This is a genomic window from Stenotrophomonas sp. STEN083 (assembly GCF_056759195.1).
The window spans coordinates 1-11,969 of the sequence record NZ_JBRRCU010000099.1; the positions used below are offsets into that span (position 1 = coordinate 1).

An 11,969-nucleotide genomic window follows, 5' to 3' on the forward strand; every position below is an offset into this window, starting at 1 on the left:
GGGCTGCCGCGGCGCGCGCGAGGCCCCGACCGCCGCCCTCGGCTGCCCTCCCGCCCCAACCGCGCCCCGCCCCCGCCCCCCCCACTACAGGCATTCCTGCATCTGCGCGAGTACGTGCATCGCTCCCTCCCTTTGCCGCAGGCAAGGGGGGTGCTTTGTGCTGTTGATCTATCGGCTTCGCGGCTTACGCCGCTCCTGCAGTGCAAGACCAGCCTGTAGTGCCGAGCCATGCTTGGCATGGTGCTTTACCGGTAGCGCCCCTGCCGAGCATGGCTCGGCACTACAGGGCCACGTTGCTGCATACGCGCCAGTACAGACGGGCGGGCGCTTTCGCGCTTATTATTCCGGCCTTCGATTGAAGCAGCAGAAGACCGCGTGACTGACTCCCGACTCGCTTTCGTATTCCCCGGCCAGGGCTCGCAATCCATTGGGATGTTGGCCGAACTGGCTGTACTGCATCCGCAGATCCGTGAAACATTTGCCGAGGCCTCCGAAGGCGCGGGCGTTGATCTGTGGGCGCTGTCGCAGGGCGGCCCGGAAGAGCAGCTCAATCGCACCGAATTCACCCAGCCGGCGCTGCTGGCCGCCAGCATCGCGGTGTGGCGCCTGTGGAATGCACAGGGCGGTGCCAAGCCGGCGGTGTTGGCCGGGCATAGTCTTGGCGAATACACCGCACTGGTCGCTGCTGGCGCTCTTACGCTGCACGACGGCGCCCATCTGGTGCGTCTGCGTGGCCAGCTGATGCAGGACGCCGCCCCGACTGGCGTTGGCGCAATGGCCGCCGTGCTCGGCGCTGAAGACGCGCTGGTGCTGGAAGTCTGTGCCGAAGCCGCAGGCAGTCAGGTCGTAGTGCCGGCCAATTTCAACTCGCCGGGTCAGATCGTGATCGGTGGCGACGCTGCTGCAGTGGATCGCGCCCTGGCGCTGTTGGCTGAAAAGGGTGTGCGCAAGGCGGTGAAGCTGGCCGTCAGTGTGCCGTCGCACACGCCGCTGATGCGCGAAGCCGCCAACCGTCTGGCTGCGGTAATGAACGGACTGGCATGGCAGCAGCCAGCCCTGCCGGTGGTGCAGAACGTGGATGCACAGGTGCATGACGGCGTGGATGCCATCCGTCTGGCGCTGGTGCAGCAGCTGTACCAGCCGGTGCAGTGGACCGGCTGCGTGCAGGCACTGGCCGCGCGCGGTATCACCCGCGTGGCCGAATGCGGCCCGGGCAAGGTGCTGACCGGTCTGGTCAAGCGCATAGACAAGAACATCGAAGGGCGTCCGCTCGCCACCCCGGCAGACTTTGCCGGTGCGCTGGAAGAGTGGGCAAACTGAGCAACCGATTGCGGCACGGGCGCAGCCTGCGCCCGGTCATGATGGGCGCTGCGCGTGCGCGGTGCCATGCAAACAAGGAATTGAAATGAGCAAGCCATTGCAGGGTGAAATCGCGCTGGTCACCGGCGCAAGCCGCGGTATCGGTGCCGCCATTGCCGACGAGCTGGCCGCGTTGGGCGCGACCGTCATCGGCACCGCCACCACCGAATCCGGCGCCACCGCCATCGGTACGCGTCTTGCAGCACAGGGCGGCCACGGCCGCGCCCTGAATGTGACCGAGCCGGGCGCGGTGGATGCGCTGATCGACGCGGTAAGCAAGGAATTCGGGGCCATCAGCATCCTGGTCAACAATGCCGGTATCACCCGCGACAACCTGCTGATGCGCATGAAGGACGAGGACTGGCAGGCCATTCTCGACACCAACCTGACTAGCGTCTACCGCACCTCCAAGGCGGTGATGCGCGGCATGATGAAGGCGCGCAAGGGCCGCATCATCAACATCGCCTCGGTCATCGGCGTCACCGGCAATGCTGGCCAGGCCAACTATGCCGCCGCCAAGGCTGGCATCATTGCCTTCTCCAAGTCGCTGGCCAAGGAAATCGGCAGCCGCGGCGTAACCGTCAACGTGGTCGCACCGGGCTTCATTGACACGGACATGACCAAGGATCTGCCCGAGGACGCCAAGGCGGCGATGCTCGGCCAGGTCGCGCTGGGCCGCCTCGGCGAGCCCGCAGACATCGCAAAAGCGGTGGCGTTCCTGGCCGGTCCGTCGGCCAGTTACATCACCGGCGAAACCCTTCACGTGAACGGCGGTTTGTACATGCCGTAAGCGTGGCGTGCAGGGAATGCACCCAAGTGGTTGATTGTCGTTGCTTTTTTGTTCAGAAACACTGCCGCGACGGTTTCCACTACACTATCCCACGGCCAGCCCTGGGGGCTGGCGTCTTTTGAACCACTACTCCATCTGGAGCGATATCCTAATGAGCACCATCGAAGAACGCGTCAAGAAGATTGTTATTGAGCAGCTTGGCGTCAAGGAAGAAGAAGTCACCACCAGCGCATCGTTCGTCGATGACCTGGGTGCAGACTCGCTTGACACCGTTGAGCTGGTGATGGCGCTGGAAGAAGAGTTCGAGTGCGAAATCCCGGACGAAGAAGCCGAGAAGATCGGTACCGTCCAGGCTGCCATCGACTACGTCAAGGCACACGTCAAGGCCTGATCCAGGTCTGACAAGGCGCGGCTGGCAAGCATGTCGACCGCGTTGCAAACCCATGGGGCCGCTGATGCGGCCCTGTGCTTTTAAGCTTCAATCTCCCCGCGTGCGGGGCCAGGAGAATCCGCAATGAGTCGTCGCGTAGTTGTTACCGGCATGGGCATGGTGTCGCCGCTGGGCAATGATCTGGCCAGCAGTTGGGAAGGCATCATCAATGGCCGCTCGGGCATTGGCCCGCTGACGAATGTCATTGATGGCTACCTGGAGCGCTTCACCACCAAAATTGCAGGTGAGGTAAGGGACTTCGACATCACCGCCGACAACCCCTTGTTCGGCAAGTATCGGGTCAGTGGCAAGGATGCCAAGAAGATGGACCCGTTCATCCATTACGGCCTGGGTGCCGCCTTCATGGCGCTGCACGACTCGGGCCTGGAAATCACCGACGCCAACGCTGAGCGCATTGGCGCCATCGTCGGTGCCGGTATCGGCGGCCTGCTCGGCATCGAAGAGCAGACCATCGATTTCCACGAAGGCAAGAAGATCTCGCCGTTCTACGTGCCCAAGACCATCATCAACATGTTGCCGGGCCAGCTGAGCATCATCGCCGGGCTGAAGGGCCCGTCGTTCTCGGCTGTTTCCGCCTGCGCCACGTCCAACCATTCCATCGGTACGGCGATGCGCATGATTCAGTACGGCGACGCCGACGTGATGGTCGCCGGTGGCGCCGAGCGTGGCTCCTCGCCGACCGCACTGGGCGGCTTCTGTGCGATGAAGGCCATGTCCACCCGCAACGACGATCCGACCAAGGCCTCGCGTCCGTGGGACCAGGGCCGTGACGGCTTCGTGCTGGGCGACGGTGCCGGCATCCTGATCCTGGAAGAGTACGAACACGCCAAGGCACGCGGTGCGAAGATCTACTGCGAGCTGGCCGGCTTCGGCGCAAGCTCCGACGCGTACCACATGACCGCACCGAGCGAGAACGGCGAAGGCGCCGCCCGCTGCATGGTCGCGGCGATGAAGGACGCAGGCGTCACCCCGGAACAGGTGGGCTATCTCAACGCACACGGCACCTCGACGCCGCTGGGCGACCTGGGTGAGACCATGGCGATGAAGACCGCCTTCGGCGCGCACGCCTACAAGATGCTGGTCAGCTCGACCAAGTCGATGACCGGCCACCTGTTGGGTGCAGCGGGCGGCGTGGAAGCGATCTTCTCGGTGATGGCGCTGAACACCGGCATCATCCCGCCGACGATCAACCTGGAAAACCCGAGCGAAGGCTGCGACCTGGACTACGTACCGAACGTAGCCCGCAAGGCCGACGTGGACGTGGTGATGTCGAACGGCTTCGGCTTCGGCGGCACCAACGGCACGCTGGTGTTCAAGCGGATCTAACGCGGTTTTGGAGCGATGCTTGAAGCTCCTGCCCGTTTTTTTGCTTGAAGCTCCTGTTCGTCGCTTTGCTCGAAGCTGTTGCTTGAAGCTTGTGCTTGTCGCTTGGCTTGAAGCTCCCGCTCGTCGCTTTGCTTGAAGCTGCTGCTTGTTGCTTTGCTTGAAGCTTTGGGCTGTAGCTTTGCTCAACGCTTTGCTCAAAGCCCCTCTCCCGCAAGCGGGAGAGGGGTTGGGGTGAGGGCAGCTTTAAAGCTCCAAAAGCTTCAATAGCTTTAAAAGCTCCCCTCATCCGCCCTTCGGGCACCTTCTCCCGCAGGCGGGAGAAGGGAACAGCCTGCATTTCTGACATTTTGGGCCCACGATGCACATCCTCCCCCTGCACGCCGACACCGACCTGCTGGCGCTGCATCGGCTCGCACCGCATCGCTATCCGGTCCTGCTTGAATCCACCGCCGCCGGCAAGCTCGGCCAGTGGGACATGCTGCTGATCGCCAACGGCAGCCAACTCCTGCTCAACCCCGACGGTAGCCTGCAGCGCGAAGACGGCACCCCAGTCGAAGGCGACTTCCTCTCCGCACTCGACCGCGACTGGCAGTCCCTGCGCCAAGCCCGCAACCCGATGGAAGCGGACATCCCGTTCCGTGGCGGCTGGGCATTGCTGCTCGATTATGAACTCGCGCAACAAGTCGAACCGATCCTGCAGCTGCCACAGCGCAGCGACGGCTTGCCAACCGCAATCGCACTACGCTGCCCGGCAGCGGTGCTGCGCGAGCGCGACAGCGGCCGCTGCATCGCCATCGCCGAAGACGACGCAGCAGACCTGCTCAGCCAGCTCCAGCACGATCAGGACGAAGCCGCACAGCTATCGCCCTTGCCGCAATGGAATGGCCCCAGCGCCATCAACGAAGACGCAGGCGAGCGCTTCACCGATGGCGTGCACAAGGTCATCGACTACCTGCATGCCGGTGACGTCTTCCAGGTAAACCTGTCGCGCCGCTGGCAAGCCCAGTTCGACGCGCCGCTCGCACCCGAAGCGCTGTACGCACGCCTGCGCACCGCAAACCCCGCGCCGTTCGCCGGCCTGTTCACTGCCGCCGGCCGCGCCGTGGTCAGTTCCTCGCCGGAGCGCCTGGTCTCGATCAGCGGTGATGTGGTGCAGACCCGCCCGATTGCCGGCACCCGTCCGCGCTTCGCAGGCGACGACGATGCCGCCCGCATCCTGGAACTGGTCGGCCATCCCAAGGAACGCGCCGAGCACGTGATGCTGATCGACCTGGAGCGCAACGATCTGGGCCGCATCGCTGCGCCCGGCAGCGTCGAGGTCGATGAACTGATGATCGTGGAGAGCTACGCCCACGTGCACCACATCGTCAGCAACGTGCGCGCGCGCCTGCGCCCGGAAGTCACCCCGGGCGAAGTGATTGCCGCCACGTTCCCCGGCGGCACCATCACCGGCTGCCCCAAGGTGCGTTGCATGGAGATCATCGCCGAGCTGGAACAGACCGCCCGCGGTGCCTATACCGGTGCCTTCGGCTGGCTGAACCGCGACGGCGACATGGACCTGAACATCCTGATCCGCACCGCGGAAGTGCAGGGCAGCACCGCCAGCTTCCGTACCGGTGCCGGCATCGTGGTGGATTCGGTGGCCGATAAGGAATTGGACGAAACCCGGGCCAAGGCGCGCGGGCTATTGCGTGCGCTCGATCCACAATGATGAACGCCGTTTTGGCTGGCGTTGCCGCCAGCGCGGTATCCTGCGCATCCACTATTTGAAGACGGGGTGACCATGGCGGGTGCCAAGCGCGGATGTCTGTTGGTGCTGGCGGTGTTGTTGCTGCTGGTCGCCTTGGCAGGCGCAGGTGCGGCCTGGTTGTGGCAGCGGCAGGGCAGCTTTGCCGATGCGCCGCTGACCCCGTCCGAGCAGAGCGTCAGCATCGCCTCCGGTGATTCGCTCAACAGCGTGCTGCGCAAGCTGCGCGCGGCCGGCGTCGACGAAGGTGACGACCTGCAATGGCAGCTGCTGGCCCGCCAGCTCGACGCCGCCGGCAAGCTGAAGATCGGCGAATACGCCCTCGACCCGGCACTCACGCCGCGCCAGCTGCTGTTGAACATGCGCCAGGGCAAGGTGTTGCAATACCGCGTCACCATCGTCGAAGGCTGGAACATCCGCCAGCTGCGTGCCGCCTTGGCGCGCGCACAGCCGCTGCAGCATGAAACCACCGACCTGTCCGACACCGAGCTGATGGCCAAGCTCGGCTTCGCCGACCAGCACCCGGAAGGCCGCTTCCTGCCGGAAACCTATATCTACCAGCGCGGTGACAGCGACGTGGACGTGCTCAAGCGCGCCCATGCTGCGATGGAGAAGGAGCTGGCCGCTGCTTGGGCCGAGCGCAGTGACGATCTGCCGCTGAAGTCGCCCTACGAGCTGCTGATCTTGGCCTCGATCATCGAGAAGGAAACCGGCCTGGCCAGCGAGCGTCCGCAGATTGCCGGCGTGTTCGCGCGCCGCCTGAAGATGGGCATGCGCCTGCAGACCGACCCGACCGTGATCTACGGCATCGGCAGCGCCTACGACGGCAATATTCGCAAGGTACACCTGACCACCGACACGCCGTACAACACCTATACCCGCGCCGGCCTCACGCCGACGCCGATCGCCATGCCAGGCCGCGACGCGCTGCATGCCGCCGCCAAACCGGCACCGGGCGATGCGCTGTATTTCGTCGCGGTCGGTGATGGCAGCGGCGCGCACGTGTTCTCCGCCTCCTACACCGATCACAACAGCGCCGTGGCCGAGTACCTGAAGCGCCTGCGCGCCAAGCGCAGCGAGGCGGCGCAATGAGCGGCATGACCCGAATGATGTACAGGATGTCCCGATGAGCGAAGCACTGGCCCCTTGGCAGCAGCGCGTCTATGACCAGACCGTGGCTGCGCTGGACGTGGGCCGGCTCGGCCATGGCTTGTTGCTGTGCGGCCCGGCCGGCATGGGCAAGCGCGCGGTGGCGATGCGGCTGGCCGCGCATGTGCTCAACCACGGCGAGGATGCGGCGGCACGCCAGCGCAACGCGCAGTTGATCGCCGCAGGCACCCACCCGGACCTGCAGTTCACCAGCTTCATCCCCAACAAGACCGGCGACAAGCTGCGCACCGAGATCGTCATCGAACAGGTGCGTGAGATCTCGCAGAAGCTGGCGTTGACCCCGCATTACGGCGTGGCCCAGGTGGTCATCGTCGATCCGGCCGATGCCATCAACCGCGCGGCCTGCAATGCCCTGCTGAAGACGCTGGAAGAGCCGTCGCCGGGCCGTTACCTGTGGCTGCTCAGCGCCGACCCGGCGCGCCTGCCGCAGACCATCCGCAGCCGCTGCCAGCGGCTGGAGTTCCGCATGCCGCCGCGTGAGGAAGCCATGGCCTGGCTGCAGTCGCGTGGCTATACCGAAGGCGTGGCGCGTGAAGCGCTGGACGCCACCCGCGGCCACCCGGCATTGGCCGACCAATGGCTGCAAGGCGAGGGCATGGCCCTGCGCCGGCAGGTTGCCAGCGAGCTGGAGCAGCTGCTGGCCGGCAAGCTGGGCAGCGTCGAGCTGGCCCAGCGCTGGACCGGCGACGATAACGCTGACCTGCGCCTGCGGCATGCCGCCGACCTGGCACTGAAGAAAGCGGCCGACGGCTTGACCGATCCGGCCCGATTGAACAAGCTGGCCGCCTGGTTTGATGCCGCCAATCGCACCCGCGACCTGCTGCGCACCACCATCCGCGCCGACCTGGCCGTGGTGGAGCTGCTGCTGGCATGGGGCGCGGCCAACCAAGTGCAATCCAAGGGGACAAATCGATGAGTGCGACGAACGCCCGCCAGGGCATCCTTTCGCTGGCGGTAAAGGACAAGGCGGCGCTGTACGGCGCCTACATGCCGTTCGTGAAGAACGGTGGCGTCTTCGTACCCACCCCCAAGCGCTACTTCCTCGGCGACGAGGTGTTCCTGCTGCTGACCCTGCCGGACTCCAGCGAGCGCCTGCCGGTGGCCGGCAAGGTGGTCTGGGTCACCCCGCTGGGCGCGCAGGGCAACCGCCAGGCCGGCATCGGTGTGCAGCTGGCCGACGGCGTCGACGGCGAGGCCATCCGCAACAAGATCGAGACCCTGCTGGCCGGCACATCCAGCTCGGACAAGCCCACGCAGACGATGTGAAATCGTGTGAAGAAAGATGTTGACGTGCTCGCTCAGCCCCCTATAATGAGCGGCTCGCAACACGGGCGGTTAGCTCAGCGGTAGAGCATTGCCTTCACACGGCAAGGGTCACAGGTTCGATCCCTGTACCGCCCACCAAGCGAATCACAGACTTAGGCCACCTTCACGGGTGGCTTTCGTCGTTTTACGGGTACTGATCCGCTTAAAGCGGGCACTTACCATGTGATCGTCTGGTAAGTAATGGCGCAAGCACCAGCCGGGCGCCCTTTATCTGGCACGTGTAGTCAATCGCTATTTCCTTCAATCATCGTTACAGCCAGTCGCAACTGCGTGCCACCTACTGGGATATCCTCTTTGATTGAAGATGGAGCTTAGGGGACGAAGGGATGGCGAAGGCGCCAAGTTCACAAGACTACGAAGCCGCGTTAGCTGCGATCGCAGAGCCTAAGATATGGGTCTCAGCCCGTGCGATTGCTTGGGAGTCCAATGGAAATCAATTGCCAGGCTACAAGCTTCGTGCCCCACTTGCTTTTGCTAAGCATCCATCTATTCAGATAGAAGGATTGTTTATCGATGCCTACTACAAGGATTCGACGATTCCCGGCGTTCCTCCGAAGCTTTCCATAGTGTTGATGCATCGGAACACTCGCGTGCTTGCGATTGACACAAATGGCCCCAGCACCCATTTCAATAGTGTCGGGATTGGTTTGCCGTATCACATGCAGCGCATCGATCACCCTCATTTGCATTTGGTTGCCAGAGATGCGCTTGAAGGCTACGCGGAACCACTTGTAGTGGACAGCTCAGCTGGGCACTGGAATGATTTTATGCAACGTGCAAGCATCACCGAACATCCCAATTTCCGCGCTCCCGCCGGCCAAATGGCAATGCCGATATGAATCATGACGCCATCGCTAAAGCACTCTGTGGTCGATACACAAGATTGAGCGACGCCAGTGCGTACATTGAGTCAAACCTTGCTAGTCATGAAGACGGTGGCCTCTTGGGCGCTTATGTCATAGACGCTGGGGAAGGTCGCTACCTACTCACAGACGACGGCGATACCACATTTCGGGCGATGACTGCGGGAGCTGATATCACCCCTGCGAGGCTAAAACGCTACAAGAAATTGGCTGAACTCCAAGGGTTGACCCTGGGCAACAACGGTGCGCTCACCGCAAGCTGTGATGCAAAGCACCTCCCCTATGTCCTCGCAAATTTCATCAATGCAGCGGGTGAGATTTCTGCATTGAGCGTTGCGCATAGACCGAAGGATGCGGAGAGATTTGAGGCAATCGTGGCATCCGGCCTCAAAGCCACGTATCCGAAAAGCATCATTAGAAGGCCGAAATACAACGGCATTAGCGGGCATCAAATCTCCTTTCCATTCGGCCTGCGAATCGCTCGGTCGAATGATGCGGTAATCCAACCTATTGCATCATCTGCGGGGAAGCTTCTTGCACACAGCGTTTATGAGGCTGGCGGCAAGTTTAAGGACGTGCGTGGCGCTCATTCCGATTTGCGGTTGATTGCCGTTTTGGAAAATTCAGACGGCATCGATTGGGCTCGCAAATATTTTTCGGACATGGCGGATGTAGTTGTTTACTCGGGTGGCCCTCTGCAGTTGGTGGCCTGATATGGCTAACAGCGACCCCGTGATGAAGCGGGGCCGCATTCTTACGCTGATGTTGTGGGAGTGCAACGTTGATCAAGATTGGCGGTAGATGAGGGAAAATAGAAGCCAATCGAGAGCCGGGGTTTTGTTGGCAGAAACGCTTGTATTGAGGTCTGATGGCTACCTGCTTCATTCAGGGCAACGAGTTCGTGAAGACCCCCGGCAAAATGATCGCCATCTCAATCAAGAAGATCCTGCTGCCAGAGATCCGCCGGCTCGGGTTCGACGGTAAAGGCATTGCAAACTTCGTTCGTTCCAATGACGCTCACCGCGACTTCCTGTCGATCCAGTACTGGACGTATGGCGGTAGCTTCATCCTGGAGTTCAGCCGCGTTCCGGCGAGCTGGGTTGACCCTGACTCTGGGGAAGTACCGAAGCGGGTGTTCGAGACGGATCCGCTGCTTAGAAAGCGCTTGATCGATACAGAGCAGTACAAGGACTTTCGCGGCTTTTCGTTCAAGGCGTTCGGCAGCGAGCAGAGCCAATACGCCCAGTTGGCGGCATCGGTTGTTGCGCTGTTGCCGCAGGTTGAGGCTTGGCTGGAGAACGGAATTGAAGGGCCTAATATTTACTGAAAGACGGCCGCGCCCGTCTGTTCCGTTGGGGCTGTGCTGCTTGAAATCTACTGGGTGCTTCAGCCCGTCATGTACGTTGTGTAGCCCGGGTAAGAGCAGCGTACCCGGGAGTTTGGAGTTTCCTGGTGTTTCAGGCTGCTCGCGGACGGCCCCGGGTGCGCTTTGCTTACCCGGGCTACCGAAGCCGTCCTTGAGCCCGCGCGCACGTGACGGTTGCGGACGCACCCGGGTGTTGTGAGTGGTGCTGTCGCGGCAATACTCTCGGAGTACCAATAACGCCACTGCGCGGCAGCCAGCAAGCAATAGCGGCTACCCGCAGTTTGGCTATAGATTCACCGAGCCGGTGTCACTGAGTGCTTCGTGATTGCCGGTGGTGGCGACCGTGGCGAAGAACACCAGTTTGGTCAGCAGGTTTCCAGGGCCGTCCCAATAGTCGGCATGCTGCGCGTCGATGCGAATCAGGCAGACGCGTGGATCGTCTTTCCCACCCTTGAAGAAGGCATTCATCGGGGCGGACCATAGGCGCGCGATCTGTGCGCGGTCCTGGCTGATGCTGCCGCGGCCGGTTACCGAGATGAAGTGATTGTCGCCCTCATGCATGAAGGAGACGTTTGCCTCGGGATTGGTTTGGATGTCGTGCACCGCGGCGTTGTCTATTTCCGTGGCGAACCAGAAGCCGCCATCGAAGTCGTCACCCAATGGCGTCATCGGGCGAGAATGCATGCTGCCGTCCGCGGCGCGGGTGGTGAGCATTGCGGTGCCGAACTTCTTGATGAGTTTGACCAGTTGTTCGTGTTGTTCAGCCTGATTCTTGTCGTTCATGTCCTGTCCTCCGTAGTGTGGCGCCAGCCTGGGGGCAGCGATGTATCAACGGCGAGAAGGTATGTGCATGCGACGACAACGTCTGCCGAGATCGGAATCACGATCTTGTGTTCAAAGGGTGCTGCCATATGCGCTGATGCCTGGTCATGGAGCTGAAGCCGGCAGGCGATGGTTGTCTACGTCGGCGTATAGCGCTTGGCTCACGGATGGCCAACAAATGGTGTGACAGCCTGAAATCCCCTCAATCTGCGGAGAAACCCATGACCACCAGTGCCGAGATCATGGAGCTTGAGGTTGCGTTCTGGCAGACCATGCTGGACCAGCAACCAGCCAAGGCTGCCGCGCTGCTGACCGACAAGGCGGCGATGGTTGCCATGTACGGCATCCATCACTTCAGTCCCGCTGATTACATAAAGATGGCTGAGGAAGGACCTGCACGTGTCACAGGTTTTTCGTTCTCCGACGAGCAGGTGTTTTTCCCCGTCGACAATGTGGCCATTGCTACCTACAAGGTCAGGCAGAGCTTCGAGGTTGATGGCAAGCCGCAGGAGATGACCTGTTTTGACAGCACCACCTGGGTCAGGCGGGACGGCAAGTGGCTGGCGGCTGCCCATACCGAGACGCCTGTGCAGCAGGCCTAGTTTGTTTAGTTGCAGATGCGGGCGGGCTTGATCGGCTGCCGTTCGGCGGGTTGCCTGTGGGAGCGGGGGGGGGGGGGGGGAGGGGGCGGGGGTGGGGGCGGGGGGGGGGGGGGGGTCGCCGGGGCGGGGGGGCGGGGCGGGGGGGGG

14 protein-coding genes and 1 tRNA gene are annotated in these 11,969 nt (G+C 62.4%); 13 read left to right on the forward strand and 2 right to left on the reverse strand.

The features are described from left to right. Positions 1-375 precede the first annotated feature (375 nt). From fabD to fabF, 4 genes are all read left to right on the forward strand, one after another. Entirely contained in the window at positions 376-1,320 is a 945-nt protein-coding gene (fabD, locus tag ACVOK8_RS18575) for an ACP S-malonyltransferase (protein WP_481568118.1), read from the forward strand. A gap of 85 nt (positions 1,321-1,405) precedes the next feature. Continuing rightward, a complete protein-coding gene (gene fabG / locus ACVOK8_RS18580; RefSeq protein WP_481568119.1) occupies positions 1,406-2,149 on the forward strand; it encodes a 3-oxoacyl-ACP reductase FabG in 744 nt (247 codons plus the stop codon). A 151-nt stretch (positions 2,150-2,300) separates the two neighbouring features. After that, positions 2,301-2,540 carry an acyl carrier protein gene (acpP, locus tag ACVOK8_RS18585; RefSeq protein ID WP_481517136.1) on the forward strand — a complete coding sequence of 80 codons (240 nt, stop codon included), beginning with the start codon at positions 2,301-2,303 and terminating at the stop codon, positions 2,538-2,540. Positions 2,541-2,663: 123 nt separating this feature from the next. Further along, a complete protein-coding gene (fabF, locus tag ACVOK8_RS18590) occupies positions 2,664-3,926 on the forward strand; it encodes a beta-ketoacyl-ACP synthase II (RefSeq protein WP_481568120.1) in 1,263 nt (420 codons plus the stop codon). Here the strand turns inward: fabF and ACVOK8_RS18595 are convergent. Then, on the reverse strand, positions 3,913-4,272 hold the full coding sequence (locus ACVOK8_RS18595; RefSeq protein ID WP_481568121.1) for a hypothetical protein: 360 nt from the start codon (positions 4,270-4,272) through the stop codon (positions 3,913-3,915). The genes fabF and ACVOK8_RS18595 overlap by 14 nt on opposite strands. Positions 4,273-4,284: 12 nt before the next feature. Here ACVOK8_RS18595 and ACVOK8_RS18600 point away from each other — a divergent pair, with 12 nt between their 5' ends. The 8 genes from ACVOK8_RS18600 to ACVOK8_RS18635 all read left to right on the forward strand — a co-directional run bounded on the left by ACVOK8_RS18600 (position 4,285) and on the right by ACVOK8_RS18635 (position 10,359). Further along, positions 4,285-5,637: an aminodeoxychorismate synthase component I gene (locus ACVOK8_RS18600; protein WP_481568122.1), complete on the forward strand. Its 1,353-nt coding sequence runs from the start codon at positions 4,285-4,287 to the stop codon at positions 5,635-5,637. Between the two features lie 72 nt (positions 5,638-5,709). Next, positions 5,710-6,765, forward strand: a complete 1,056-nt coding sequence (gene mltG, locus ACVOK8_RS18605; protein ID WP_481568123.1) for an endolytic transglycosylase MltG — start codon at positions 5,710-5,712, stop codon at positions 6,763-6,765. A gap of 34 nt (positions 6,766-6,799) precedes the next feature. Continuing rightward, on the forward strand, positions 6,800-7,759 hold the full coding sequence (locus tag ACVOK8_RS18610) for a DNA polymerase III subunit delta' (RefSeq protein WP_282268539.1): 960 nt from the start codon (positions 6,800-6,802) through the stop codon (positions 7,757-7,759). Beyond that, complete coding sequence (locus tag ACVOK8_RS18615) at positions 7,756-8,109, forward strand: PilZ domain-containing protein (protein WP_303749123.1); 354 nt, start codon at positions 7,756-7,758, stop codon at positions 8,107-8,109. Before ACVOK8_RS18610 ends, ACVOK8_RS18615 begins: the two co-directional genes overlap by 4 nt. Before the next feature lie 63 nt (positions 8,110-8,172). Next, a tRNA-Val gene (locus ACVOK8_RS18620) sits at positions 8,173-8,247 on the forward strand. Between the two features lie 248 nt (positions 8,248-8,495). Continuing rightward, positions 8,496-9,008, forward strand: coding sequence for a hypothetical protein (locus ACVOK8_RS18625; protein ID WP_481568124.1), 513 nt, complete (start codon positions 8,496-8,498; stop codon positions 9,006-9,008). Beyond that, positions 9,005-9,745 (forward strand): DUF1828 domain-containing protein, encoded by a 741-nt coding sequence (locus ACVOK8_RS18630; protein ID WP_481568125.1) that lies wholly within the window; start codon positions 9,005-9,007, stop codon positions 9,743-9,745. The genes ACVOK8_RS18625 and ACVOK8_RS18630 overlap by 4 nt, the downstream gene beginning before the upstream one ends. 155 nt (positions 9,746-9,900) lie before the next feature. After that, the gene (locus ACVOK8_RS18635) at positions 9,901-10,359 is read left to right on the forward strand and encodes a hypothetical protein (RefSeq protein ID WP_481568126.1); all 459 of its coding nucleotides are present in this window, start codon (positions 9,901-9,903) and stop codon (positions 10,357-10,359) included. A 324-nt stretch (positions 10,360-10,683) separates the two neighbouring features. On the opposite strand, the gene ACVOK8_RS18640 is transcribed toward ACVOK8_RS18635, so the two are convergent. Next, positions 10,684-11,181 carry a pyridoxamine 5'-phosphate oxidase family protein gene (locus ACVOK8_RS18640; protein ID WP_481568127.1) on the reverse strand — a complete coding sequence of 166 codons (498 nt, stop codon included), beginning with the start codon at positions 11,179-11,181 and terminating at the stop codon, positions 10,684-10,686. 260 nt (positions 11,182-11,441) lie between these two features. On the opposite strand from ACVOK8_RS18640, the gene ACVOK8_RS18645 reads away from it, so the two are divergent. Next, complete coding sequence (locus ACVOK8_RS18645; RefSeq protein WP_481568128.1) at positions 11,442-11,822, forward strand: nuclear transport factor 2 family protein; 381 nt, start codon at positions 11,442-11,444, stop codon at positions 11,820-11,822. Positions 11,823-11,969: the final 147 nt, after the last annotated feature.

Bases quoted from the DNA above. Each gene is read 5' to 3' on its own strand.
- fabG (WP_481568119.1), top strand. From the start codon at position 1,406: ATGAGCAAGCCATTGCAGGGTGAAATCGCGCTGGTCACCGGCGCAAGC.
- acpP (WP_481517136.1), top strand. From the start codon at position 2,301: ATGAGCACCATCGAAGAACGCGTCAAGAAGATTGTTATTGAGCAGCTT.
- fabF (WP_481568120.1), top strand. From the start codon at position 2,664: ATGAGTCGTCGCGTAGTTGTTACCGGCATGGGCATGGTGTCGCCGCTG.
- ACVOK8_RS18595 (WP_481568121.1), bottom strand. From the start codon at position 4,272: ATGTCAGAAATGCAGGCTGTTCCCTTCTCCCGCCTGCGGGAGAAGGTG.
- ACVOK8_RS18600 (WP_481568122.1), top strand. From the start codon at position 4,285: ATGCACATCCTCCCCCTGCACGCCGACACCGACCTGCTGGCGCTGCAT.
- mltG (WP_481568123.1), top strand. From the start codon at position 5,710: ATGGCGGGTGCCAAGCGCGGATGTCTGTTGGTGCTGGCGGTGTTGTTG.
- ACVOK8_RS18610 (WP_282268539.1), top strand. From the start codon at position 6,800: ATGAGCGAAGCACTGGCCCCTTGGCAGCAGCGCGTCTATGACCAGACC.
- ACVOK8_RS18615 (WP_303749123.1), top strand. From the start codon at position 7,756: ATGAGTGCGACGAACGCCCGCCAGGGCATCCTTTCGCTGGCGGTAAAG.
- ACVOK8_RS18625 (WP_481568124.1), top strand. From the start codon at position 8,496: ATGGCGAAGGCGCCAAGTTCACAAGACTACGAAGCCGCGTTAGCTGCG.
- ACVOK8_RS18630 (WP_481568125.1), top strand. From the start codon at position 9,005: ATGAATCATGACGCCATCGCTAAAGCACTCTGTGGTCGATACACAAGA.
- ACVOK8_RS18635 (WP_481568126.1), top strand. From the start codon at position 9,901: ATGGCTACCTGCTTCATTCAGGGCAACGAGTTCGTGAAGACCCCCGGC.
- ACVOK8_RS18640 (WP_481568127.1), bottom strand. From the start codon at position 11,181: ATGAACGACAAGAATCAGGCTGAACAACACGAACAACTGGTCAAACTC.
- ACVOK8_RS18645 (WP_481568128.1), top strand. From the start codon at position 11,442: ATGACCACCAGTGCCGAGATCATGGAGCTTGAGGTTGCGTTCTGGCAG.